We start from the raw sequence: 26904 nt of genomic DNA, 5'->3' as shown, positions 1-26904 counted from the left end.
CAAAGGTAATCTCTATTTTCCTCCCCCTCCCAGCACATCAAAATGCGAATTAGCCGGCAGATGCGAGGGAGGGGATAGGCAGGTGAGGATTAGGGAATACGACAAAAAGGACGTACCTTTGCACCGCTTTGCGTAGCCTCTGGTGAGAGATATATGTGGCTCACGAATGCTGCGTTTAGTGATTTGACTAATTCATAAAGCTACATTTTCTGACATGGACTTAATTAAGGCAGTCGAGCAGGAGTTTGCTACCGAGAGGGAGCTTCCCGCATTCAAGAGCGGTGATACGATCTCCGTCAACTATCGCATTACCGAGGGTGACAAGACGCGTATCCAGGTCTTCAAGGGTGACGTGATCCGCATCTCTGGTGAGGGCGCCAATAAGCGCTTCACCGTGCGTAAGATCTCCAATGGCATCGGTGTAGAGCGTATCTTCCCGATGAACTCTCCCTTCATCGACAGCATCGAGGTACATCGCGTGGGTCACGTCCGCCGTGCCAAGCTGTACTACCTCCGCAATCGTCGCGGCAAGAGTGCTCGTATCAAGGAGCGTCGTTCCTTCTGATATAAAGTTTACTGTACACGAAAAAAAGAGCTATCGATCAGCATCTAGATGCCGGTCGGTAGCTCTTTCCGTATCGTAGAAGTGTGAGGTGGGATAGACTTAGGCGCTACGTGCTGGCGGGGCTTGCTCTCCTGACTTTCCTCTCTTTGGGGTTCGCTCAGGAAGGCTGGGGTGGTGACATAGACCTATTCTCTCTTGAGAATGGTCGGCTCACGCTTACTCCGCTTGCTCAGGGAGGCGAGGAGGCGGAGATCCACCGGTCCTATGAGCTGAGGAGCGGAGTACCGGTGGCGTGGACGATGGAGTGCCACTACGACCGGCGACCATCGAGGTACAATACTTTTGCTCTGGATCTCTTCAGCATGCATACCGAGACGGGGCTTGAGACCTATACACTCTGTCCGGATCCTAAGGGGCTGGAGGTGCGGCTTGTCCGCACACTCTCTCCTGCGAATGGAACAGGGAAGGAGGAGGTGCTGCTGCGCCATCCGCTGATATCTCCGGACGAGGTGTGGAGAAGTGTGGCTCTGAGGGTAGTCTATGATGGCGAACGGCAGATGACGCTGAGTATGCTCTCGCCGGAGGGAGGCGTTCGGCATGCCGATGTTGCGGTGCAGCTTGACGGCCGACCGCATGGAGTGCTCTCGCTCAGGGTGAAATTCACCTCCGGACGGATGAGCTCGACCTTCTGGACCGAGCCGACCTTTCACTCCCCCTATCGGAGCCTTGGGCAGATACGTCTCCTGCGGTCTGTCCGGAGGGGTGATGGTACCCTTGTCCTCTACCTGAGTCAACCGGTAGACCTCTCCCGAGCGGTGGCTCTGGTCGGAGGGAGGGAGACTCGGGTCGCCTATGGCGAGACGCTGCGAGAAGTGATCCTGCCGGTCTCCTCGCCCTCCGGCAGTGGTCCCATGGAGGTCAGGATCTCCGGCATGGAGACGCTGGATGGCCCTGTGGGTGAGTGGCAGACCTCCATTGAGCGTCCATCGGCAGAGGACAGAAGCGGGCTGATCATCTCAGAGATCATGATCGATCCTCCGACGGTGGGTCCTCTGGCGAGGGTCCCCTATGTGGAGATCGCCAATAGGGGTACCGCTCCTGTGGATCTCGGGCGGGTGATCCTCCGCTGCCGGACCACCGCGTACGACCTGCCTCCGGTGACGCTGCCTCCAGGAGGCTATGTGGTCCTCCACTCCTCACAGTACAAGCTACCGCAGGAGAGTGCCCACACGCTGCCGATGGATCACTTCCCCTCGATGAGCGGCTCCTTTGTCCTCAGCCTGGAGGGGCGGGATGGGCAATCCATCGACCGAGTGGTGGTGGATGATCAACTCCGTGAGCCGGGACTGCAGCGAGAGGGACGCTCCATAGAGCGCGTCGAGTCGGATCCGCCGCAGTGGCGCTACTCCACAGCCCCGATGGGCGGTACACCGGGCGCCCCATCACTTATGAGACCCTACGATACGCTCGCAATGGGTGCGCTGGTGGTGAGCGAGCTGATGCTCTCCCCCGAGAGTGTCGGGGAGAAGTACATCGAGCTCTACAACACCTCCACTCATCCGATCGAGCTGGAGGGGGTCTATATGAGCTTCCGAAACAGTCCTGATGGCTCCTACTCTGCATGGCCCTTTGTGGTCTCGCCCTACACACTGCCAGCGAAGAGCTATGCCGTGCTGACCCCTTATCCGCCCGCCCTGGAGCGTCTCTACCCCCTCTGCGACCCCTCCACGCTTGTGGAGCGGATAGACTTTCCCTCCATTAGTTCCACCTACAGCGAGATCAGTCTCGTGGCTCGAGCGGATCGTACCACCATAGATCAGGTCGTCTATCGCCGTCAATGGCTGGGCGACACTGCTGCTGACCGGACTCGCCACTCACTTGAGCGCGTCTCTCCACACGCTGACGGGACGAAGAAGAGCGCTTGGCGTCGTGCCTCTGATGCCTCCCGTGGAGGTACTCCGGGACGTCCCAATAGTTCGTCAACGGAGAACGGATCAGCGGGCACTTGGCCGGACGACCCACGTCTCTCCTATGAGCAGATGATGGCGCTCCTGCCACTGTATGGGGAATTGGCGACGCTGGAGCTCTTCACCCTTGATGGGCAGCAGATCTATCGGAAGGAGGGTGGGGAGGTGAGACCTTTTATCGCTAAACTGCAGGACGGAAAAGCTCCTCTGCCGACACTGATCGTCGTGGTACGTGTGACTTTCACCCCTCCCGATCCGGACTTTCTTCCGCTCACCTACTCAGGTAAATGGGTCCATGCTGGCGCTATGTGACTTCTCTCGGGGAGGGTCGTCAGGGTATTTTCAGCAGTTGGGTCCTATGGGTGCATAGAGAAAGCAGAACAATTTGTACCTTTGGGAGTGACTTAACAGAATACATAACACTTTAATCTTGCATTATGGCAAAGTACGACTTTGACAAGGTCATCGACCGTAGGGGGACCAGCTGTATGAAGTATGACGGCTATGGTCACTTCGAGAGCGACTACGAGGATATCCTTCCTCTCTGGATCGCTGATATGGACTTCGCAACGCCCTCCTTCGTGGGCGATGCTGTCCGTAAGCGTCTTGAGCATCCGGTACTGGGGTATACCTGCCCTCCGGATCGCTATTTTGAGGCGATTCAGAATTGGTTTGAGAAGCGCTACGGCTTTCGCCCCGAAAAGGAGGAGATCTCCTATACACCGGGTGTGGTGTCCGGCTACTACAAGCTGATCCAGTGCTTCTCGCACGAGGGTGATGGGATCACGATCCTTCCCCCGGTCTACTATCCCTTTGCCAACGTCATCCGCGGCAGCAACCGCAAGTTAGTCGAGGCGCCCCTGCTCGTCCGTGATGAGCGCTTCTACATCGACTGGGACCGACTTGATGAGGCTCTCTCGGAGTCCAAGATGTTGCTCTTCTGCCACCCGCATAATCCAGGTGGTCGGGTATGGAGTGATGAGGAGCTACGCCGCGTGGCGCATATGGCTCACGAGCATGGAGTGCTCATCATGAGCGATGAGATCCATGCTGACCTGAGCTACAGGGGCGTGCAGCACCATCCCTTCCCCTCCATCTCCGAGGAGGCACGCGAGATCACCATGTCGCTGATGGCCCCATCTAAGGTCTTCAATATGCCCGGCGTGATCGGCTCACACTTCTACATCCCGAATAAGGAGCTGCGGGAGAAGGCTTTTGCCTACATGCTGCAGTGTGGACTGGAGGCAGCCTCTTGCTGGACCTATGACGCCATTGCCACCGCCTATGAGCAGGGGGATGAGTGGTCACGCGACTGTATGGACTACATCGCTGCGAATGTCGACTTCGTACAGGACTACCTCCGGCGGGAGATGCCTGGTGTGAAGATGATCCGCCCCGAGGCTTCCTTCCTTATCTTCCTGGACTTCACCGATGCCGGCTTTAATGACCCGGATGAGCTGGTCGACTTCCTGATCCGGAAGTGTGGCGTCTTCATGAATGACGGTCGGATGTTTGGCACCGGCGGAGACTACTTCATGCGACTCAATGTCGGCGAGCCCCGCTCCATTATCGAGGAGGCCATGAAGCGGATGGCGAAGGGTCTCCGTGAGCGGAAAGCCTGATCGCTCGAGCTGATACAAAGGAGAGGGCCGGCCCGTACAATCGTACGAGCCGGCCCTCTTCTCTGTTTGTAGGTATGATATACTCCGTCATCCCTAATGTGATAGCGGAGGAATAAGACTATTGATCTGATTTTTTATCTATGTGTTACTTGCCGATAGCCCATCTCAGAGATATAGGGAAGAGAATACGCAGAGTCACATCACGCACCTACTTTAGAGCTGCAAGGGTCATTACTTGGGGAGTGAACAGAGGTTAAGTGAACCACAGGACCCTATTGACAGAGGTACCTATCGGTCATGAGAGAAAGAAAAAGCGGGAGAGCGCCCATTGTCAAGATGGGTACTCTCCCGCGTGTCAATTGATTTTAGCCGTTGGTAAACCCTATACTCCTACGGATCAGAAGTTGGGCTTAGTGGCGTCAGTATGCGCGACGGACGATCCAGGCATCGCTGAAGGCGGGCGCGTACTTCTGCATAATTGCATCACGCGAGCGGACAGCGGCCTCCTTGGTGTCGTGACCGGTGACGAGGACACGGTACATACCAGACTCGTTCTGAGCCAGGATCGCCTCGCCATATCCCTCACTGATCATACGCTCGCGGAGTGAGCGGGCGTTGGTGATGTTCTTGAAGCTGCCGATGCAGACGCTGAAGGTGCGGATGCCATTGGGGGCACTCTCGCCCTCGGGGACGGAGAGCTTCTCCTCCCGGACGTCCGAGTTGTCGGCTACGACGATCGGCTCCTCCTGAGGATAGGTGCTCTGCTGGGCCACCTCATGCTGCTTAGCCTTCTCATACATTGAGCGGTAAGCGCTCTTCTTGGGCTTGCAGGAGGTCATGCAGCTACCTACGAGCAGGAGCCCGAGAGCTGCTACGAGTACATTCTTTTTCATGATAATGATAGTGTCTAAAGTTATTGTTCGTATTTGGTGTGTACAAAAGTAGCGATTATTGATCAAGTTAGCGAATGGATCCAGCAGGTAGTCATAGGTGCCCTACCATCGAGAGGTGGTGCTGCCCCTCTATCATCGATATACGTCAGAGGGCAGCGACGGATCGCTGTGGATCGGTCGCTGCCCTCATGTAGGGACAACCTCTAGACAGAGATCTACTTAGTCCTTATCGCTAAGCAGACCTCCGACGACAAAGGCGATGGAGGTGATGGCGGCCCCGCCGAGGGCGCCCATCAGGACGAGGGCCTTGCAGCCTCCCTCCATGGACTCATCACCGATGTATCTTCCGAGGCGGCAGAGGCCGCTACTGATCTCATTTGCTCTCATAATGGTTTGTTTCTAATTGGTTACTAAGGTTCTCAGCAAAGTTAGCCATTTACCTGCTCTTTCCTCATCACTTGTCGAGGGACTTGTCAAGCCGGCCGAGGAGGAGTCGGTAGTGAGCGCGGAGGTTGGCATCCCTAGTCCGAGGGATGGTCCGCTTGAGCAGGTCTCGTACCTTCAGAGCGTAGCTCAGAGTGTAGTCGCTGGTCATATTGACGGTCTGCGCCCAGAGGTGCTCCGGGAAGCCGCTGCCGTTGCCGAAGCCAAGCAGCCCATTCTCCTCTCCGGCGTGATTGCAGACGGTCTTGTCAGCCTTATAGCTCAGGCTGAGGGCGTCAGACTTAAGCCCGACGGGGTAGACATTCTGCAGCCCATACTGAAGCGAGGCATTGAGGTAGCGGACAAAGGCCTCCTGCAGGGCGATCTCTGTCTCGCTGAGGTGCGAGGCGCCACGTAGAGTCGGGCCAAAGATATGGCTATAGACATCCTCCAGATACTCCATAGGGGAGTAGGAGTCGGAGTCGAAGTAATAGGAGATGGCGAGCTTACCGGTATTGAGCATCGTCATCTTGAGGAGATCCTGCTGCACGAGGTCAAAGGGGCGGAGGGAGGCGTAGGGGATGTGTCCCACCAGCTTCTCAAGCCCGAGCTTGCGGAAGTCCTCCGCATGCTCTATGAGCCAAAGGGCTGCCTCGCGCTGCCGCTCCTTGGGGAGCACCTGATGCCTCGGTATCCCGGAGGACTCGCTCGTCTGCCGGAGGATGATGCCGGGGATCATCATAAAGATATTGTGGTAGTATCCGTAGGCCTGCGCCAGGATCTGCTCGTAGAGCTCACCCCGGTGCTCAGCTCCCGGGTCGTCGGTGATCCACTCATCGAGGTGCTCGGTGATGTACATGAGGTTGCGCATCCCCAGCTCACCGGCACGTATCGGGTCGTCACTCAGGTCCTCCTCGATGGCGGTCGGGTCGAGGCGGCTCTCCACTTGTTGCACGCCATAGCGGTAGATCGGATTGCCCTCATGGCGGGAGACATACTTCTGGAGCTCCTTGCTCTCGGCAAAGAAATTGTCCTCCAGCTCCGGGAAGACCTTATACCCCCACTCGATGGCGTAGTAGTCAAAGGCACCAAGGTAGGGCGGGTCGAGGGAGACCCCTTTGTCCTCCCGTTGGGCCACATAATTCCATCGCGCATAGTCCATAATACTGGGTGTGGTGCCGTACTTATGGGTAAAGGAGGGCGACCGAAGCGAGTCGACGGAGTAGGCGGCTGAGGCGGCCATATTGTGCATCAGGCCGAGGGTGTGACCCACTTCGTGGGCGATCACATACTCCAGCGATTCGGTGAGGAGGGAGTCGGAGAGTACCTTGCTACGGACTGCGGGGTCGAGCTGTGCCGTCTGGACGAAGCGCCAGTTGTTGAGCGTCTTGATCACATTGCTGTAGACCATGACGGAGGCATTGATGATCTCGCCCGTGCGGGGATCGTACCAGGAGGGACCCATGGCATTCTCGATGCCGACCGGGACGTAGCGGATGCAGGAGTACTTCAGGTTGTCGGGGTCAAACTCCGGGTCGTCCTTGGGGAAGTCTCTCACCTGCACGACGTCCTTGAGTCCGATGCGCTCAAAGGCCTTATTCCACCTCAGCACACCGGCCTTGATCCCGGCTCTCCAGCGCTCGGGGAAGTTGTCATCGACATAGTAGACGATGGGCTTCTTGACCTCGGTCAGTTCGCCCCTCTTAAGGGCCTCCATATCGACCGGCTCGAGCCGCCAGCGGCGGATGAAATTGACCGTCTCGATCTGGTGATTGTCGCTCCGGAGGATGTCCTTCTCCGTGAGGAAGAAATTGACCCTCGTGTCACTCAGTCTCGGTGTCATCGGCACGGCCGGCAGGCGGAGGAGGGAGTAGGTGACGCTGTATGTGGTCGGGTAGTCCTCCAGTCCCTTGCCCCTGCTATTGGTGAGCGTCACGTAGGAGGTGCGCTCGACGCCTACGGTGGCATTGGTCTCAAAGGACTTCACGGAGGTGAAGCTCGAGAGGTCGGGTCGCGGGCTGCTGGAGAGTCGGTAAGAGCCCACCTCGGAGACCAGTGCGTCGAAGAAGCGCTGCTCATTGAGGAAGAAGTCGGTGACATCGAAGAGGACAGACTTGCCGTCGCTGCTGAGTCCCGTGATGGGGAACTTGTGCAGCGACACGTTGGTGTAGCTCTTCTGGATATTCTTGACCAGGGCCGACTTGTCGGTCGGGTCATAGAGGAGGTCATTATTTACCACCTCCATGACGACGACACTGTCTTTCTGGATGAAGCGGATCGGGATAGGTCCGCTATTCTTGAAGCCGGGGAGTCCGAGCTGGGGGTTGGAGATGTCCGATACCGTGGCTGCGATCAGCATCTCCTCACCGAAGGACTCACTCGGGAGCTCCATATAGAGCTGCTTCTCCTTGAGGTGAAGGGATAAGAAGGGTCCCTGAGCAGACCTCATCGAGGTGGTGTCCGTCGTGAAGAAGCGCTCGTAGGGGGACTTGGTCTGCTCCCGCATACGCTGCTCCTGTCGCTCACGAGCCACAGCGCGCTTTGATCGGAGGATCTGCGCCTCGGCCGTGGGACTGCTCAGCACGCCGGTGAGGATGAGGAGTAGTATTAGGATGGGATGATGTCGTCTCATGGGTTACTCTCCTTTCAGTGCTTTATTGGTCTTGAAGAGCAGCACGCTGTAGTGGGCCTTGGCCTCGGGGCTCTTGGCCCACTTCTCCGCTTTCTCCAGCTCGGGACGCAGTCTCTCGAGTGCGGCGAAGAAGTAGATGCTCGACCGGTCGATGTCCTCCAGCCGGATCTGAGGGTAGGGGCTTCGGGTCGGGTCACCGAAGGAGACCTCGGAGCGGTACCCCTTGAGTGCTGTGGGGACCATCACGGTGGGGACCTTGGTGTCGGTGACTACCGCCCGACCGAGGTTGATGAACCCTCTCTGCAGAAGGATCTCTGCTCGGGTGGGGTCGCGATGCTCGGTGAGCGAGGCAAAGACCTCCTTCGTCAGGTCCTCGAAGTACTCCTGCTGAGAGTAGCTGCCGGGGACGAGGTGCTCGGCCGTGAGGACGCGCATACGGGTGTTGTAGAGGTCATTGATCAGAAACTCGTAGAGCTGATCGTAGTAGCTGATGCGGATCTGACTCCTGCACTCAAGCTCTCGATTGGCATACTTGTCAAAGTCCTTGATCTGGTCCACCACCCACTTGAGTGAGGCTCTCTGAGTCTCGCGGGGGAGCACGGTGTAGATGGGGTGCTCCGCGTCGGGGATCGAGGGATTGACGTAGATGCCACCGATCTGGTGCATCACGTTCTTCACGAGGGAGTGGAAGGTCTGTGAGATGGCGAGGTCCAGCTTATCCTTCTTGCGGGTGTCCTCGTCATCGGTGATCCACTTGGGGAAGTCGTGAGAGATGCGGGCGAGATTTTTCATCCCATAGTCGCTGCTCTTGATCGGGTCGTCTCCCAGGTCGCCCGAGATAACCCGCGGATCGTAGACATTGGTCTGCTCCGGGAGGTAGCGGTAGATCGGGTCATTTGCCTTGGAGGAGACAAACTTCTCCAGCACCTCTGCCTGAGCGTAGATGTCCTGTGAGAAGAGGGGGAAGTAGCGGTAGAGCCACTCGACCACATAATCATCGTAAGGACCGATCTCGGGGAGGGTCATTGGGACATTGTCCCCCGGCTGTGCCACATAATTGAGCCGGACATAGTCCATGATGCTCGGGGTGACACCGTGAGCTTGTACGTAGGAGGCGCTCCTGAGGGAGTCGGTCGGGACAGCCGCCGTGGCGATCATATTGTGCGACAGACCGAGGATGTGCCCCATCTCGTGCTTGACGGAGAAGGTGAGCATCGCATCCCGCTTCTCCTTAGGGAGAGGGAAGTTGCGGATCGAGGGGTCTACAAGGGCACTCTGGGTGAAGTACCACTTGTAGAAGAGCTGCTCGATGTTATTGAAGATGAAGAGTGTCGAGCTGATGATCTCTCCCGTCCTCGGGTCGACCCACGAGGGGGCGTAGGCATTCTCTCCCTGATTGGGGATGTAGCGGATGCAGGAGTACTTGAGATTGTCCGGATCAAAGCCGGTAGAGGGGTCGGGGAAGTCCCTTACCTCGATGGCGTCCTTAAATCCGATCTTCTCAAAGGATGTATTCCACGCCAGGATACCGTCTCGGATCGGCTGCTTCCACTCCTCGGGGAATGCGGGATCGAGATAGAGGACGATCGGCTCCTTGGGCTTGGAGAGTCCACCGGAGGCGTAGGTGGCGGAGTCTGCCGGCTCGAGCCGCTGTCGGTGGGCGATGTAGATGTTGTCGGTCTTGTCCTTGAGAGTGGAGAAATTAAGCCGCCCGGTGGTGAAGGTCCCGACGCGGGTGTCGGCGATGCGTATCGGCATCGTCTCCTCCGGCAGTCGGAGCAGGGTAAAGGTCGCCTCGACCGTCGTCGGCACATCGCTCGCCACGGAGACCATGCCGAGGAAGGTGGCGGAGAGCTTGTAGTTAAGCTCCACACGCACCTGAGCATTGTCCTCATAGGACTTCATGCCCTTGATGAAGGAGAGGGAGGAGACCGGTGAGGCGCTCAGCTTGAGGTCGCCGGACTCCTTCGGGATCACCCGCACGAGTGTGCTCTCGCGCGCCATCAGAGAGGTGGCGTCGAAGACCACTGCGCTGCTGTCCGGTGTGAAGGCGAGGACGGAGTAGGCCGCTACGGAGGGGTCGCGGTAGCTGAGGGCGAGCGCCTGCTTCATCGGCTCGTCTGCCTCCTTGGAGTAGACGATCGTGTTATTTTTCTTGACCACCACGGTGCTGTCTTGCAGCTCGAAGCGCATCAGCAGGGGCTCCTCGCTGCGGTCGCCTATCGTGAGGATCGATCCGTCAGAGACACTGGAGAGCGTAGCTCCGAGGAGCATATCCCGCCCGATCTCCGAGATGGGCAGCTCCATGTAGAGCTTGTCTTCCACTTTGTGGAGGGTGACGAGGCCACCCTTGACGGTCTCGACCTTCTTGTCTCTGAAGAGCTGACTATACTTATCCTTGCTTGTCTTGGCGTAAGACTCGTGGATGGGTGCCAGTCCCAGCATCGGTAGGAGCGTGAGCAGTAGTAGTCTCCGCATCCATCGCTCCACTGGGATCTTAGGGGTTGAGTGCATGTCTGTTCCTTTGCAGTCTTGTATTAGTTATTGATCGGGTAATCCTCGCGGAGTGCGATGGCAGTGATGGGGAGGCGAAGGTCCTTCCACTCGCGTACAACGGGGTAGCTGTCCTTAGTCAGGTCTATCTGCCGGATGCTCGAGGTGGAGCCCGACCGACTATTCAGGGCAATGTAGAGGAAGTGGTCATCCTTGTCCACCACCATATCGACTACCACCTCGTCCTTGCTGAGTGAGATGAGGGGGGTGGTGGGGAAGTTGCCCTGCGACATGGTGTTGTAGGCATAGATGCCGCTGCCGTCAGCACCGCTGTAGAAGACTAAGTTCCGCGTCGGGGCAGAGGTCATCACAGAAGAGGCATCGAGGTGAGCCTCAGCAGGCACCTCCTTGGAGAGGAGGACCTCCTCTCGGACTCGCTTAGCCTTTGCTACATTGTGAGTACCCGGATTGATCAGCAGATGCTTGATCGTCTCGTCGCTCTTGCTCTTGAGGAAGAGTGTCACCCGTAGCCGGTCCCCGGTAAGGACCATGTGGGTCAGGCTGTAGCCCTTTGTCTCGTCGGGGAACCAGACACTGTACTTGGTCAGCGCCTCCTTGTATTTCGCCACGATCTTCTCAGCTCCGTTATCGTAGGCGAGATAGCCGTCGATCTTCTTCGGGTCATCCTTGTCGGTGAGCCAAGAGGCGGTCATAGGAGCCAGGCTGAGCTTCTCCCGTGCGATGCCCAGCTTCGACGCGATTGACTTAAGGTCGCTGTTGAAAGCATCTTGTGTACTGATATTGAAGTCTCCGAACCTGCCGTTGTAGAAAAATTGTCCCTTGGAGTCCGCCCATGTACCCTGTAGGGTGGTGATCTCCGACTTTAGGGGCAGAGTCGTGGCAAGCTCCATCTGATCAGGCTCGATCATATAGAGGTTGCTGCCACAGGCGAGTAGGAAGCCCTTATAGCCATAAGTGACATTGGTCACAAAGGCGAGATCGTGGGGTGTCCCTACAAACGTGCCGGCAGGATTATTGAGCGTCAGCACATCGTAGTCCACTTCCTTGTCGGGCTGCGAGGGCTCCACAAAGCCGATCGTGGCAGCATCGCTCTCCTCACCGAGGAGGTAGAGCCCCTGGCGGAAGCGGTACTGTACGTTGATCGTGGATCGCTGGACGAGAGTTGTCTCGCCATTGGAGATCAGGAGGCGCACCGGATAGAGACCCGCCTTGGAGCAGTGATACTTGAGCGTTGGCTCCGTCGATACCTCCTCATAGCCCACCTCCCAAGAGTACTTGACATCCTTGGATGGACCATTGAGTGTCAGCTTGGGTGCCGGTATCTCCAGCAGTCGCCCCTCATCGGCAGTGTAGACCTCCTTGAGTTGCTCAGAGGTTGTGATCTCGGTGACAGGCTGCTCCGGGTCGGTCGAGTGGTCCTTGAAGCACGAGGTGAGCAGCGAGCAGGTCAGTAGTCCCGGCAGGATAATCCGGGAGATCCTATATATAGTGTGTGTCATAATTAATTACTCCTCGAAGCTAATGGATGTAGATGGATCAAGGTCCGGTAGTGGCACCTCCAGCTCGGGGTGGGCCTTGAAGTAATCATACACCTTCTTGAAATTGACAAAAAGCTTGACGCTCTTTTTTGGATCACTGAGTGCTGCCTCCAGTACTGCCGGGTCGCTGTCGTAGTACTCCAGCAGCTTGAGGTACTTAAGACGGTGGTAGGGACCAAAATAATAGGTGTAGTAGACCCACCAGTAGGGCTCCGCAACATAGTTGTCGAAGGTGATCACCTGGAGGTTGTCTGACTCAAAGGCGATCTTCAGATCCTCACTGGACTTGAGTCTCAGCACAAGTCGTAGAGCCTCTGACTCCTCCGGTGATATGCCACTTCGGAGTAGCTCGACTCGGAGTGTATCAGTCACCGCACCGGAGCGGAAGTGGTAGGACGTCTCTATGGGCGTATAGTGTGCCCCTGACCGGGCGGTAGATGCCTCAGGGTCTGCCTCGACGTGATAGGTAAGGTCCTTGGTGGGGATATCACCGACGATGCGTAGAGGAATCTTGACTATATGCGTCTCCACCTCTGCAGGAAGTGGTCCGAAGGAATAAGCTTGCAGCGTGTCAGCCTGTTGCTTGTGGTCAAAGTAAATGGCTGAGGAGCCGATGTACTGACCATCGGGGGTGAAGTCCCCCTCGTATGTGATCCTATTGCAGCTCGTGCCAAGCAGCCCGAGGAGGGCGAGTGGGGCGAGCAGTCGTATGGCGCTTCTCATAAGATAATCCTTTTGTCTCATTTCTTATTGGTCTCAGCGGTGAAGCCAAATTCTCTCTCCTTCTCCGGCCACGGGAGGATGTAGATCTCATTAGAGGCCGGGATGGACTCCTTGCCTCTACGGTCGAGGATCGGCAGGTTGTAGTGCTTGTAGGCAAAGAAGATCTGTCCCTCGCCCGGCATCTCGCGCATCCGCTCTCGCATCATCTCGCTGATGTACTTCTCCTTGGTGTCCACCTTAGCCGGATCGATCTCGGCGAGGCCGCGGCTCTTGCGGACGGCATTGAGCAGCTCAAGAGACTGGGTGCGGTCGCTGTCGTAGAGACACTCGGAGAGTATGTAGTACATTTCCGGCAGGCGGATCAGGGTCAGACCCTCAAAGTCTCCCTTATTCAGCTCAGCCTCATTGGACAGCAGGCGGGTAAATGCAGTGAGTCCACCGGAGAGCTCCTTGTAGTAAAGCCCATACCGCAGGTCTACGCTGGTGGCGGTAAACTTGTCCGTCTCGTAGAGCTCCTTGAGGTCCGTCCTCGCCTCGGTGAAGCTGCCGGAGGTGGTATTCTGGAGGAAGGTCTCGTAGACGGTCTTCGCTATACGAGGCGCATAGAGACCGAAGAGCAGCTCTCCCTGAGCCGGATAGCGCTTCACTCTCTCGAAGTCGCCCTTCTCGGCCAGCCTGAGCTTCATCGTCCCCTCCGGTGCATCGGCAGTGGTGGCGGTGGCATCAATGACCTTGCGGGCGTAGGCGGCTGCCTCCGTGAGGTCTCCCATCGTGTAATAGATACGCGCCTTGAGTGCCGAGACGGCGTACTTATTGAGGTGCGCATACCGCTCGTCTAAGTAGACATCGACGGAGGTGCCCATCGGCAGGTAGAGGCTGACATCCGAGGCAAGGAGCTTCTCTGCCTTGTCGAGGTCGGCAAGGATATTCTTATAGCTGTCCTTGATGGAGTAGAGCTGCTTATTCTGCAGGTCGGCCTTGTAGGCATAGGGGATGCCACTCTGTCCCGCACGCTGAGCATAGTCGGCTGTATAGAGACGGAGCAGGTCAAAGTGGAGGAATGCCCGCAGTGCATACGCTTCGCCCCCGATCATATCGAGGGTGCTCCCCTTGAGATCCGTAGTCTCATAGGCATCGATCAGCTCATTGACATACGAGATCACTGCGTACTGATTGGTCCAGATCTGGTCGATCGTCGGACGTACCTTCAGATTCATGTAATCATACCGGAGGATATAGGTATCCTCATTCTCGGTATTATTGTACATAAACATCTGCCCCAGCTTGTCGACAAAGCCATAGGTGAGGTTGCCCCCATAGAGAGACGCATCCGCCATGGAGGCGTAGATGCCGTAGAGCGCATCCTTAAATCCCTGCTCATCCCGGAAGAGCACCTCCTTGGGCATCGTGCCCTTGGGCTGTATGTCGAGGAATTTATCGCAGCTGGTCGTCAGGAGTGTCACCGGCACGAGGGCGAGCATCGTCGCCAGCGCCTTAGATAGGATATTCTGTGTAGTCATGATTTCAGAGTGTAAAGCGGATGGTCATCTCGATGGATCGCGCGTAAGGGTAGGAGAGCCCTCGCTCCCTACGGATGGTGGAGAAGTGGTAGAGGTCGTTGGCAAGTAGCTCGAGCCTCATATTCTTCAGACTAAAGTACTTCAGGTCTATCGGCTTGAAGTCGTACGCCAGCGAGACAGAGCTCAGGTCGAGGAAGTTATTGACTGCCACGAAGCGGCTCGTCTGCATCGGCACGGAGGCATCGGCGATGTTCTTGTAGGAAGCATGATTTCCAGGCTGAGTCCAGCGGTCGGAGAAGACTCGCTGGTCGGCATTTTTCCTCGGGTCAGCTCCCTCGACACGGCTTGCGAGCGTCAGGTTGTAGTCCATGGCGCCGAGCTGGTAGCGCAGACCGGTGGTGAGGGTAAAGCCCTTGTAGGTGAGGTAAGAGCTGACCATACCGGTAGCGAGAGGGCTCGTGTCGCCAAAGGTGACCTTATCACTCGGGTCGTAGTCAAAGGTGTAGCTCCCGTCACGCTTGATATAGATCTCCCGACCTGTCGCCGGGTCGATACCGGCAGAGGGGACGACCTTCAGCGTCGTGAGAGACTCACCCTCCACGTAGATCGGTAGAGGCATGCGGCTGTTCTTATCTGAGAGGCTCTTCTCATTCTGTGCCTTGAGGGCATCGCTGATCTTGCGGATCCTATTCTTATTATAGGAGTAGGTCATGGCGACGGTCCAGTTCCAGTCCTTGGTCCTCACCGGCACGATCCGCGTGCTGAGCTCGATACCCTTATTCTCGATCTCTCCGACGTTTTCCTTAGCGGTTGCGACACCGACAGAGGGCGCCTTGGTGACATCGAGGAGGAGGTTGTCGGTGATCTTGAGGTAGAGGTCGAGCGAGAGGTCCCATCGGTTGTCGAGGACATTGAGGTCGAGACCGATGTTATTATTCTGAGTCCGCTCCCAGCGCAGATCAGGGTTCCCGATCGTGATCGGCACGGCGCCGGCACCCTTGACATACGTGAGGTCCTCGCCGTAGCGGTAGGTGGTCAATGCCTGATAGGGGGAGAAGGAGACATTGCCCAGGTAACCGGTGCTGAATCGGAGCTTGAGGAGATTGACATTCAGGTCCTTCATAAAAGGCTCCTTGTGGATGTTCCATCCGATACCGGCACTCCAGAAGGGGGCGAAGCGGGAGTTTTTCCCGAAGAGAGAGGACCCCTCGTAACGGTAGATGAAGTCGAGGAAGTACTTCTCCTTATAGATCGCATTGAGATTGGCAAAGAAGCCCACTCCGGCGATGATCCTATCCTCACTCACCGGACGACCACCGGCAGGGTAGCCGGAGGAGAAGCCGGGGTTGGGCAGCTTGTCTGAGTAGTACCCGACAGAGCTGTAGCGTGACATCTGGTAGGTGCGATACTCGATGTTGCTCCCCGCCATGGCGCTGAGGAAGAGGTCCTCGAGGACATTTTTATTGTATGACAGCATTAGCTTGCCAGAGAAGTCGCTCGACTTGGAGAAGGTCTCCGAGAGGCTTCCTCGCTGACTTAGCTTAGCCTTCTCGAGCTCCTTACCGGAGCGAGGGGAGACGAAGTTGATCCGCTCCGACTTCCCTCTCTGGAGAGTGGCGTCGGCATCGATCCGGAAGTCTGCCAGCCACATACGGAAAGTGAGGGTGTCGAAGAAGTCAAAGTCGCTTGACCGGCTGACGTTGCCAGCCGTCGCCTCGTAGAGCGGGTTGATCAGCTTGTGAGTCAGCAGATGGCGGAGGTTGCCGTCCTTGTCGTAGGGGCTGTCGTAGGGATTGGCGTCGACGAAGCTCTTGAAGTCTCCGTAGGGAGAGTCCTGGCCATTGACGAAGCTCACGCGAGCGAGGTTGGAGATGAAGAAGAGCTCGTCCTTGCTGTAGGAGAGCTTGAAGGTCGTATTGAGGCGATCACGACCGGAGCCGCGCATGACTCCCTGATCCTTGCCGTACCGCAGTCCGAGGCTGTAGCGGGCGTAGTTGTCGCCTCCGTCGATATTGATGTTATGGTTCTGAGACAGCCCGACGCGAAGTGGCTTGGCCATCCAGTCGGTATTTACCCCGCGGGCGATCTGCTCGCGGATGGCGGCATACTCCAACTCCTTCTTGTACCGCTCCTCGGGATTGTCGTCGGAGAAGACCCCGGCAAGGCGCTCATACTCCAGCTTCTGCTCCGCGTCCAGCAGGTGGTAGTCGGAGAGGTCCGGTATGGAGCTCCGGATGGTCCCATTGTACCTCAGCTTGAGCTTACCGCCCTCCATCGGGCGTGTCGTGATGACGACGACACCGGCAGAGCCCTTGGCTCCGTAGAGTGCGGTGGCGGAGGCGTCCCGGAGGACGGTGACGGACTGGATGTCATTCATATCCATATCGAAGACGAAGTCCGAGGTGACGATCGACCCGTCAACCACGAAGACAGGCATATTGGCCTTGCCCTCAAAGGTGGCGCGCCCGCGGATATTCAGCTCCGGCTTCGCATTGGGGTTGGAGCCCATCAGGGAGTTGTCTATCGAGACGACACCGGGGACGAAGGCCTCGATGCCCTGCATGATGCTCTGGGTCCCCATGGCCATCATCTTCTCCTTATCGATCGTGGTGGAGGAGCCGGTGAAGCTATTCTTGCTCTTTGTCTGAAATCCGGTCACCACCACCTCCTCGAGGAGCTCGGAGTCTTCCTTCATCACCACGGTGATGTTATCCCCCGCCTTGACCTTCACTTCCTGGGTCTTGAAGCTGATGTAGGAGAAGACCAGGGTGGCAGTCCGGGACTTGATATTGATCTCAAACTTTCCCTCTCCATTGGTGCCAAAGGCTCCCTCCTGTCCCTTGATGTGGATCCCGACACCGGGCAGTGTCTCACCGGTGGCATCCTTTACCACACCGGTGACGATAAACTTCTCTGCCTGGACCTCGCTGTCGGACGACGAGGTCTCTGCCACCTCCGCTCGCAGGGGAGTGCTGCCGAGCATCAGGGTGGCACAGAGAGCTGATAGAGTCAGCGACATACGGGCTGTCGCTCTGAGTGAATTGGTCATATCTCTATTACGTTGGTGACTGTATGGGTGTGAGTAGATGGGTGATGAGTAAGCGCAGCGGGGAAGCGTCTCAGGTCGGTCCTACGACGCTTCCCCGCTATTGCTGTGGTCCTACTCTACTGAAGCAGCAGATCAGTATGCGCGACGGACGATCCAGGCGTCGCTGAAGGCGGGCGCGTACTTCTGCATAATTGCATCACGCGAGCGGACAGCGGCCTCCTTGGTGTCGTGACCGGTGACGAGGACACGGTACATACCAGACTCGTTCTGAGCCAGGATCGCCTCGCCATATCCCTCACTGATCATACGCTCGCGGAGTGAGCGGGCGTTGGTGATGTTCTTGAAGCTGCCGATGCAGACGCTGAAGGTGCGGATGCCATTGGGGGCACTCTCGCCCTCGGGGACGGAGAGCTTCTCCTCCCGGACGTCCGAGTTGTCGGCTACGACGATCGGCTCCTCCTGAGGATAGGTGCTCTGCTGGGCCACCTCACGCTGCTTCGCTTTCTCATACATAGAGCGGTAAGCGCTCTTCTTGGGCTTGCAGGAGGTCATACAACTGCCGATGAGCAGGAGCCCGAGGGCTGCTACGAGTACATTCTTTTTCATCATGATTCTTATTTCTTTCTATTACTTGTTTCTGAAGCAGTCTACAAATGTACCTATTCTTAGGAAAGTTCACCAATTATTTTAGCTTTACTCGCTCATTTCTAATACCGATATTAGTCATCGCTAATACCGATATTAGTGTGTACTAATACCGGTTTTAGTTCGAGGGCTGGTCCTGAGGGCGCTTCTCTGAAGAGGGCTATTTGGGCTTATTTGAGAATTAAAACAATTGGTATCTTTGCCGTTACCAATGGCAAAGCCTTGGCGTGCTTTCACACTACTACTTACGCATGAGACAGCTTAAGATCCAAAAGTCTATCACTAACCGCAACTCGGATTCTTTGGAGCGGTACCTTACTGAAATCGGTCGGGAGAAGTTGATCACCCCGGACGAGGAGGTGCAGTTGGCCCAGCTTATTCATCGAGGTGGGCGAGAGGGGAGTCGTGCACTGGATAAGCTGGTGAGGGCTAACCTTCGCTTTGTCGTCTCTGTCGCTAAGCAGTACCAAAATCAAGGGATGGAGCTGCCGGACCTCATCAATGAGGGCAATATTGGTCTCATCAAGGCTGCCGAGAAGTTTGATGAGACTAAGGGCTTCAAATTCATCTCCTACGCCGTCTGGTGGATCCGCCAGAGCATCCTCTCGGCTCTTGCCGAGCAGTCAAGGATGGTACGCATCCCTCAGAATCAGGTCGGTAACCTATCCAAGGTGATCAAGGCGCGTAATGCCTTTGAGGCAGATAATCAGCGTAAGCCATCCGTCTCAGAGCTGGCTGCCGCCACCGGTATGGATGAGGATAAGGTCCGGGAGGTGTTGGAGCTGGATAGTCGCGATGTCAGCGTGGATGCCCCCTTTGAGCAGGGCGAGACAAGCAGTCTACTGGACGTGCTGCCGGATGATGACTCTCCTGTAGCCGACCACTCGCTGATGCATGAGTCACTGGCGACAGAGATCGAGAGCGCCCTCACCATGATCCCTGATAGGGAGGCTGAGGTGCTGAAGATGTTCTTCGGACTTGCCGGTCAGACAGAGATGACCCTCGAGGAGATCGGTATGAGGCTCAATGTCTCACGTGAGCGCGCTCGACAGATCAAGGAAAAAGGCCTCCGGCACCTCCGAGAGGCCAGTGAGGAAACTCACCTTAAGACCTACTTGGGTTGAAGTCTTTCTGCACCATTGCCAACCTTTCGGGGACGGACTCTGGAGAGCCTGCCTCAAGGCTTAGGATGGGGAGAAAATATGTCAGCACAAGAGCTTTGGCTCGCTATTTGTCGAGACTTAGTGCGTGGAGAGATGTAGATAACACTGGGAGAATGAGTCAATAATGAGACAGCTTAAGATAGAAAAGTCCATAACCAGCCGTGACGATGCGGTCATGAATCGTTACATGAAGGAGGTGGCTAAGGAGGAAATGATCACTGCCGACGAGGAGGCTGAGCTCGCAATGCGGATTCAGCGCCACGATGAGCACTCTCACGAGGCTGTGGATAAGCTAGTCCGAGCAAACCTTCGCTTCGTCATCAGTGTGGCTAAGCAATACCAGGATCTTGGCTTGCCTCTCATTGACCTGATCAACGAGGGAAACTTGGGTATGATCCGCGCCGCACAGGGCTTTGATGGGTCGAGGGGATTCAAGTTCATTACCTATGCTGTCTGGTGGATCCGCCAGAGCATCCTCAAGGCCCTCGGGGACCAGGGGCGTATCGTTCGCTTACCCCAAAACCAAGTAGGCAATGTCACCAAGCTGAAGAATGCCCGCGATCGATTTGAGCAGATCTACCAGCGTCAGCCCTCCCCTGAGGAGCTCGCTGACGAGCTGGATATGGACCTTGATAAGGTGATCGACATCATCCAGATCGACAAGGGAGAGATCAGTGTGGACAAGACCTTTGAGGAGGGGGAGACCAATACCCTCCTCGATGTGATGACTGATGACGAGGCCCCCGAGGTCGATCATCGGCTCATCGACGAGTCCCTCTCCGATGAGATCAGTGTGGCGATGAATTGCCTCAATGAGCGTGAGCGCTTTGTGCTGGTGCACACCTTCGGCCTCGGAGGGCAGCCGGAGATGAGCTTGGATGAGATCGGGGCGGCCATCGACCTTAGCCGGGAGCGAGTACGCCAGATCCGGGAGAAGGCCATTCGTCAGCTCCGCACTGACTGCGATAAGACCAATCTCAGGAGCTACTTAGGCTGACAGCCGGCAAATCTTCTTGCCGGATAGATAATATTTAGTACCTTTGCGCCACGTTTGCGGGGGCAAGGGAGACATACTGGAGAGGTGGCAGAGTGGTCGATTGCGGCGGTCTTGAAAACCGTTGAAGTGCGAGCTTCCGGGGGTTCGAATCCCTCCCTCTCCGCTTTAAGTACTCTGACAGCACCGCCAGAGAGCACTACTGAAAAGTATAAGTATCGTAATTCCAACGAGTTACGATACTTTTGTTTTATAGTCCTCTACCTCTTCAGAGTAGTTACAGAGATAGCCGAAACGCCCAAAATACGCTCCAATGGCTACAATCTGGCTACACTTTTTTCTCGCAAAAAATAATTGTAGCCAAGAGTACGTAGAGAGTCTGTTTAGAGTACTTGTACATTGCTGTAGTTCAAATAATTATGTGCAACTTTGTAGGCGAGTTGTAGAGAGTTATTAGCACCGTAAATGTGTATGAAAAAGAGATAACAGTTGTTTGCAAAAAATAAAGATTTCGCTTTGTTAGAATGGAAAGCAACCTTTTCAAAATGAAAGGGTATTACAAGGATGTTGTTTATTTAGTAAAGTCATATCTTTCTGATTATCTGCTGTTTGTTGCCATCCTTAGTTCTTTGGTACTCCATTTGTATATAGTGATGTAAGTATAATAAGTGACATTTATGGATATAAAGCAATACGGGGTGAGTCCCAATATGGAAAAGGAACTCAGCTATCGGTTTATTGTCTATCTGATAGGTTTGCTCTTGGCATTCGAATCGATGCTGCTGCTAGCATGCTTCTGCGTGTCCCTGATGTATGGCGGGAGAGATTTGATAGCCTTCGCCGTTTCGTGTTCTGTATGTCTGGCGGCAAGCATCATGCTGTTAGTCTATGGTCGGAAAAAGAAGTCTGCTTCCCTCACGCTATGAAGCCTATATCGTGGTGGCTCTTTCCTGGGTGTTTTTCACGGTTTTCGGAATGTTCCCCTACCTGTTGGGCGGCTACATCCCGAATATTACCGACGCTTTCTTTGAGACAATGTCAGGTTTCACCACCACAGGAGCCACCATATTGGACAACATCGAGAGCATGCCTTATGGCATATTATTCTGGAGAAGTCTGACGCAATGGATAGGCGGCTTGGGGATTGTCTGCTTTTCCATAGTTCTCTTGCCTGAGTTCGGTGTCAGCAGTCAGATGCTCTATCTCTCTGAGGCAACGGGAGTGACTCACAACAAGATTTGTCCCAAGACACGTGTCATGGCACGGTATATATTCTTGGTTTATATCTTGTTGACTGTCATCGAGAGCGCACTCTTGAAGGTTGGGGGCATGAGCTTATTTGATGCCGTGTGTCATTCCATGGCCACCATAGCCACAGGAGGCTTCTCTACCAAACAGGAAAGCATTGCCTATTGGCATTCTCCGTATATAGAATACGTGGTGTCGTTGTTCATGTTGCTTTCTGCCATCAATTTCTCGCTCTATATTGTTGCCTTAAGGGGAAGTTGGAAACAACTATGGCAAAACGTGGAACTCAGATGGTTCGCCTCCTCCGCAGGTCTGCTTACCCTGATTATCTCGATGGCACTCATCCTGAACAACGGCTATGGCGTGGAGGAAGCATTCCGCAAATCCCTGTCCCAAGTGGCTACTTGTCACACCTCGTGTGGCTTTGCCACTGACGACTACAACCTGTGGCCGTCATTTACATGGATGCTGCTGATTTTTGCGATGCTGTCGGGTGGATGCACAGGGTCAACCAGTGGAGGTATTAAAAATCTCAGAATGGTAATAGTCGCCCTTTGCATACGCAACCAGTTCCGTCAGATACTGCATCCGCGTGCCGTATTGCCTATAAGAGCTGGTAGTATGTTTGACAATAAGCTGGTGACAATGGTTCTTGTATTCTTCGCCGCCTATATGTCAGTTGCCTTTATCGGCTGGACACTGCTGATGGCATTCGGAGTAGGACTTACAGAAGCCATGAGTACCGTGATTTCTGCAATGGGTAATGTAGGACCTGGGTTAGGCAGCTTCGGTCCTGCCTTCTCATGGGCAGCATTGCCCGATGCCGCCAAATGGATACTCTCATCACTGATGCTCATAGGCAGACTTGAAATTTTCGGTTTCCTTCTCATATTCTACAAATCGACGTGGAGTGGCAGTTGGCCATAGAGAAATATGGTTGCCCCTAAGGGCAATAAATGTATTATAATAAACGTTATATATATGGAAGAAAATATACAGCAATTTCTTGACCTGATACGACGGTCACATCGGGGACGGTTCAAGATATACATCGGAATGATTGCCGGAGTGGGCAAGACCTTACGCATGCTTCAGGATGCACGAGAGATGCTACGGTGCGGCACAGATGTACAGATAGGCTATGTGGAGACACATGGTCGGGCAGACACGGTGAGGGCACTGAAAGGACTGCCCGTGATTCCCCGCAAGCGGGTGTTCTACAAAGGCAAGGAGATTGAAGAGATGGATTTAGACGCTATCCTTCAGATTCATCCTGAGATTGTAATTGTTGATGAGTTGGCACACTCCAACGTGGAGGGACAACGCAATGCCAAGCGATGGCAAGATGTGATGGAACTGCTTGATGCCGGTATCAACGTGCTCTCTGCGGTAAACATACAACATATAGAGAGTCTGAAAGATGAGATAAAGGAGATGGTAGGCATCGATGTGAAGGAACGCATTCCAGACCGAGTGTTGCAAGAAGCCGACGAAGTGGTGAACATTGATCTTACGGCCGAAGAGCTTCTGGAACGTCTGAAATCCGGGAAAATATATGCCAAGGACAAGATACAAACAGCCCTTGACCATTTCTTTCAAGCAGGGAATATCCTGCAACTGCGAGAACTGGCACTAAGGGAAGTAGCCTTTCGAGTAGGGAAAAAAGTAGAGGAAGAGGTACTGCCACGAACATATAGGACTAAAGGGATGTCAAGGATTGTGGTATGTGTAAGCAGCAATAGCGAAACACAGCAGCATATCATCCGCAAGGCTGCACGAATGGCGGACAGTTTTGACGCTGACCTATTGGCACTATATGTTCAGACACGTGGCGAGAACAACGACCTCATTCCTTTGGACTCACAACGTCATCTGATGAGCCATCTGGAACTGACTATCCAGCTTGGAGGACAAGTACATAAGGTGGTTTCCGACAACATTCCGCAGAGTATATCAGAGTTCTGCCGACAGCAGCATGCCACACTGCTTTGTATGGGACAACCATCATTCTCCTTTCCCCGCTTGCTGATGCGTGCAGGAAGTTATCGGAAATTGTTGTCTGAATTGAAAGAAATGGGCGTAGATTTAATTATTTTCGCATAAAAAATTAAAAGGATATGACTGCAAAAGAAAAACTTACACTCTCGGTGGGTATTCTAGTGTCGCTCATCATCGGTTTGGTGGTGCTTTCCGTCATCAGCCTGCAGATACTCACAGCCACAGAACCTACTTCTCCTGTGGCAGACTATGGTCTGACGAGAGCCTTGACTCTGTTGTTGCTGTTTGGCGGATTGAGCATCGCCGTGGGAGTATGGATGCTTCTGAAATTGCCGGAGTATATCACCCGCCCTTTCCAGGAACTGACCAAAAGCATCAACGAGATTGCCAACCACAACTACGATACTCAGTTGCACCTCCATGGTGGTGAGGCCATGGAGCAGTTATCCACCAATTTCAACCAAATGGCATGCCGTCTGCGTGATTACCACAACTCATCGCTTTCGAAACTGAAGGTGTCAAAACAGTACATAGAGACCATCATCGACTCTATCGACGAACCTATCGTCTGCTTAGACCATAAACTGACACTCTATTTCATCAACAATGAGGCACTCAGCATTCTCAATCTCCGACGTGAGGATGTCGTGGGAAAGTCAGCACAGGAAACAGCCATGCGCAACGACCTGCTGCGCCGACTACTGGTAGGGATGGACAGACATAAGGTACATGAGACCGACGAGAAAAAGACAGAGCCACTGAAAATCTATGCCGACAACAAAGAGAGTTATTTCCAGGTGAAATATCTGCCTGTAAGAATGACAGACCACGAGGGAAGCATAAAAGAAAGCGGTACAGTGATTATGCTGAAAAACATCACCGAGTTTCACAAACTAGATGTGGCAAAGACAACATTCATCTCAACGATATCCCATGAATTGAAAACCCCGATATCAGCCATTCTGATGAGCGAGCAACTGCTTGCCAACAATCGTGTGGGCGGTCTCAACCAAGAGCAAAAAGAATTGTCGGACAGCATCCGTGAGAATGGAGAACGGCTGCTCAGAATCACGGGCGAATTGCTCAACATGACACAAGTAGAAAGCGGAGTATTGCAGCTCAAACCTCATATCACAAGGCCAATAGAGCTGATTGATTATGCCATAAAGGCCAACCAAGTACAAGCAGACAAGTTCCATATCAACATAGAGGTGGATTACCCAAAGGAAAAGATAAACAAGCTCTATGTCGATAGCGAGAAAATAGCATGGGTACTGACCAATCTGCTGAGTAATGCTATACGATATTCTTCGGAAAATGACCGGGTGACTATAGGAGCCTTGCAACAGGACGAGCACCACGTAATGCTGTATGTACAGGATTTCGGACGAGGCATAGACCCTCGTTATCATGATAGCATCTTCGAGCGGTATTTCCGTGTACCTGGTATCAAGATACAGGGCAGCGGACTGGGACTTTCCATCTCGCGCGACTTTGTCGAGGCGCATAATGGCACACTTACAGTTGAAAGTGAATTGGGTAAGGGCAGCAAGTTTGTCGTTTCCTTGCCAGTGTAAAAAGATATATAAAAAACTATGAACAAGATACTTATTATTGACGATGAACCAACCATCCGTATGCTCCTCTCACGCATGCTGGAACTGGAAGGTTATGAGGTACTAAAAGCAAAAGACCGTGCCACGGCTATATATACCTTAAAGAACAATGAAGTGCAGGTGGTGCTCTGCGACGTGTTCCTGCCTGATGGCAACGGCGTGGATATGGTGCAGGAACTGCAATTGTTGGCTCCTGAAGCCAAGATAATTCTCCTCACCGCCAACGGCAACATTCCCGACGGCGTGCAGGCCATCAAGAATGGGGCTTTTGACTATATTGTCAAGGGTGATGACAACCGCAAGATTATCCCTATCGTGAGCCGTGCAATAGATGTCATTGCGTCAGAAAATAAGAAAAAGAAGCCAAGTGCCACAACGGCAAAATCGCATACGTTTGACACTATTGTAGGAAAATCAACTGCAATCTCTGACGTCCTCCGACAAGCCCAAAAGGTGGCTACAACAGATGTTACCGTGCTCATCAACGGTGAGACCGGTACTGGCAAGGAAGTCTTTGCCCAAGCTATCCACAATGCAAGCCAGCGAAGCAGTGAGGCATTTCTTGCTCTTAACTGCTCGGCATTTAGCCGTGAATTGCTGGAAAGTGAGCTTTTCGGCTATAAGGCTGGGGCATTCACTGGTGCTGTGAAGGATAAGAAAGGATTATTGGAGGAAGTCAATCATGGTACGGTGTTTCTCGATGAGATTGGTGAAATGGCGCTTGAGTTGCAGTCGAAGCTACTGCGTGTGCTTGAGACTGGAGAATTTGTGAAAGTTGGCGACACAAAGACTACCCACGTAGATGTGCGCATCCTTTCAGCCACCAACCGCAATCTGAAAGAAGAAATAGCCAATGGGCGATTCCGCGAAGATCTTTATTTCCGTCTTTCCGTGTTTCGCATAGAACTTCCACCATTGCGCCTGCGCAAGGAGGACATACTGCCGCTTGCCCAGCATTTCATTGAGCGTTATGCCAAGCAAATTGGTTGCCCACCCCCTGTGCTGTCTTCCGAAGCAAAGAAATTGTTCTTGTCTTATCCATGGCCAGGTAATGTGCGAGAAATGATGAATTCCGTAGAGCATGCCATCATCGTATGCGAAAGCGAAATCACTAATCATGACCTGCCTATAGACATGCTTTCGGGCAGTACATCCGCTGTAGCCAATGATTCCTTTGACCTGAAGAGTGTGGAGCGCAACCACATCATCAAGGTTCTCCACCATACTCACGGCAACAAGACAGAAACGGCTCGACTGCTCAAAATCGGACTTACCACTCTCTATCGTAAGATTGAAGAATATGGGATAACCGTATAAATGCTCCACACTGTCATTCCCGCCCTTCCAAAGTGAATGTGTTTATTTCATTTTGGAAGGGTTTTTATTTGCTACATTTTCAATCTTTATCTTTGTATGATATTGATACACAGCATAATATATGATTAAAAACATATTTGGCACATCCATTGCGATACATAAGGTGACAACGATTTCGTTAAGCCATATGAACAAAGTCGAGTTTACTCGAGCTTTGCCAGGGCGAGAATTCGCACTTTTAAAAACATTTATGTGTAACTTTTAAAAACAGAAAGAAAATGGATTTGTTTACAATCGGTTTCGCAATTTGCTTGTTGAGCGGCATAGGCTGCTTCTGGCTATTCTTCAAATGTATCGACTGGTTCGAGAAAATCTAAAAAGGAGGTAGAGATTATGTACACAACATTATTTATCATCAGCTTGGTGGTTTTTGCGTACCTAATGTACGTACTCATCAAGCCCGAAAAATTCTAAATG

Annotated in this window: 18 protein-coding genes, 1 tRNA gene and 1 pseudogene; 11 read left to right on the top strand and 9 right to left on the bottom strand. The window is 54.0% G+C overall.

What is annotated here, in order from left to right; genetic code table 11:
* Positions 1-214 precede the first annotated feature (214 nt).
* The 3 genes from rplS (at position 215) to QZR17_RS05240 (ending at position 4154) form a co-directional block, all read left to right on the top strand.
* Positions 215-565, top strand: a complete 351-nt coding sequence (gene rplS / locus QZR17_RS05250) for a 50S ribosomal protein L19 (protein WP_296164266.1) — start codon at positions 215-217, stop codon at positions 563-565.
* A gap of 83 nt (positions 566-648) precedes the next feature.
* Positions 649-2844 carry a lamin tail domain-containing protein gene (locus QZR17_RS05245; protein WP_297128570.1) on the top strand — a complete coding sequence of 732 codons (2196 nt, stop codon included), beginning with the start codon at positions 649-651 and terminating at the stop codon, positions 2842-2844.
* A gap of 125 nt (positions 2845-2969) precedes the next feature.
* A complete protein-coding gene (locus QZR17_RS05240; RefSeq protein ID WP_297128567.1) occupies positions 2970-4154 on the top strand; it encodes a PatB family C-S lyase in 1185 nt (394 codons plus the stop codon).
* A 419-nt stretch (positions 4155-4573) separates the two neighbouring features.
* Here QZR17_RS05240 and QZR17_RS05235 read toward each other — a convergent pair whose 3' ends face one another.
* From QZR17_RS05235 to QZR17_RS05195, 9 genes are all read right to left on the bottom strand, one after another.
* Positions 4574-5047, bottom strand: coding sequence for an SPOR domain-containing protein (locus QZR17_RS05235; RefSeq protein ID WP_297128564.1), 474 nt, complete (start codon positions 5045-5047; stop codon positions 4574-4576).
* Positions 5048-5266: 219 nt separating this feature from the next.
* On the bottom strand, positions 5267-5434 hold the full coding sequence (locus QZR17_RS05230) for a hypothetical protein (RefSeq protein ID WP_296164388.1): 168 nt from the start codon (positions 5432-5434) through the stop codon (positions 5267-5269).
* Positions 5435-5501: 67 nt separating this feature from the next.
* Complete coding sequence (locus QZR17_RS05225) at positions 5502-8102, bottom strand: zinc-dependent metalloprotease (RefSeq protein WP_297128560.1); 2601 nt, start codon at positions 8100-8102, stop codon at positions 5502-5504.
* A 3-nt stretch (positions 8103-8105) separates the two neighbouring features.
* A complete protein-coding gene (locus QZR17_RS05220) occupies positions 8106-10580 on the bottom strand; it encodes a zinc-dependent metalloprotease (RefSeq protein ID WP_297128556.1) in 2475 nt (824 codons plus the stop codon).
* A gap of 59 nt (positions 10581-10639) precedes the next feature.
* Positions 10640-12115: a hypothetical protein gene (locus QZR17_RS05215; protein ID WP_297128553.1), complete on the bottom strand. Its 1476-nt coding sequence runs from the start codon at positions 12113-12115 to the stop codon at positions 10640-10642.
* Between the two features lie 6 nt (positions 12116-12121).
* Positions 12122-12898, bottom strand: a complete 777-nt coding sequence (locus QZR17_RS05210) for a DUF4843 domain-containing protein (RefSeq protein WP_297128550.1) — start codon at positions 12896-12898, stop codon at positions 12122-12124.
* Positions 12895-14397 carry a RagB/SusD family nutrient uptake outer membrane protein gene (locus QZR17_RS05205; RefSeq protein WP_297128546.1) on the bottom strand — a complete coding sequence of 501 codons (1503 nt, stop codon included), beginning with the start codon at positions 14395-14397 and terminating at the stop codon, positions 12895-12897. The genes QZR17_RS05210 and QZR17_RS05205 overlap by 4 nt, the downstream gene beginning before the upstream one ends.
* Positions 14398-14401: 4 nt before the next feature.
* Complete coding sequence (locus QZR17_RS05200; protein ID WP_297128543.1) at positions 14402-17446, bottom strand: SusC/RagA family TonB-linked outer membrane protein; 3045 nt, start codon at positions 17444-17446, stop codon at positions 14402-14404.
* Between the two features lie 132 nt (positions 17447-17578).
* Entirely contained in the window at positions 17579-18055 is a 477-nt protein-coding gene (locus QZR17_RS05195; RefSeq protein ID WP_307983354.1) for an SPOR domain-containing protein, read from the bottom strand.
* A 287-nt stretch (positions 18056-18342) separates the two neighbouring features.
* Between QZR17_RS05195 and QZR17_RS05190 the strand changes: the two genes are divergently transcribed.
* The 8 genes and pseudogenes from QZR17_RS05190 (at position 18343) to QZR17_RS05155 (ending at position 26901) form a co-directional block, all read left to right on the top strand.
* A complete protein-coding gene (locus QZR17_RS05190; RefSeq protein WP_297128539.1) occupies positions 18343-19215 on the top strand; it encodes a sigma-70 family RNA polymerase sigma factor in 873 nt (290 codons plus the stop codon).
* Between the two features lie 163 nt (positions 19216-19378).
* Positions 19379-20251, top strand: a complete 873-nt coding sequence (locus QZR17_RS05185) for an RNA polymerase sigma factor RpoD/SigA (protein WP_297128536.1) — start codon at positions 19379-19381, stop codon at positions 20249-20251.
* 78 nt (positions 20252-20329) lie between these two features.
* Positions 20330-20414 (top strand) — tRNA-Ser (locus QZR17_RS05180).
* Positions 20415-20925: 511 nt separating this feature from the next.
* Positions 20926-22423 (top strand): annotated as a pseudogene (locus tag QZR17_RS05175) (TrkH family potassium uptake protein).
* 54 nt (positions 22424-22477) lie between these two features.
* Positions 22478-23599, top strand: coding sequence for a universal stress protein (locus QZR17_RS05170; protein ID WP_297128533.1), 1122 nt, complete (start codon positions 22478-22480; stop codon positions 23597-23599).
* Between the two features lie 14 nt (positions 23600-23613).
* Positions 23614-25071: an ATP-binding protein gene (locus QZR17_RS05165; RefSeq protein ID WP_297128529.1), complete on the top strand. Its 1458-nt coding sequence runs from the start codon at positions 23614-23616 to the stop codon at positions 25069-25071.
* 18 nt (positions 25072-25089) lie between these two features.
* Positions 25090-26427 carry a sigma-54 dependent transcriptional regulator gene (locus QZR17_RS05160; RefSeq protein ID WP_297128526.1) on the top strand — a complete coding sequence of 446 codons (1338 nt, stop codon included), beginning with the start codon at positions 25090-25092 and terminating at the stop codon, positions 26425-26427.
* Between the two features lie 393 nt (positions 26428-26820).
* A complete protein-coding gene (locus QZR17_RS05155) occupies positions 26821-26901 on the top strand; it encodes a potassium-transporting ATPase subunit F (protein WP_004347514.1) in 81 nt (26 codons plus the stop codon).
* Positions 26902-26904 lie beyond the last annotated feature (3 nt).

Source organism: uncultured Porphyromonas sp. (assembly GCF_900541275.1).
Lineage (GTDB): Bacteria > Bacteroidota > Bacteroidia > Bacteroidales > Porphyromonadaceae > Porphyromonas_A.
The sequence above is the reverse complement of the archived record's forward strand: the minus strand, read 5'-3'. Positions and strand labels throughout refer to the sequence as shown.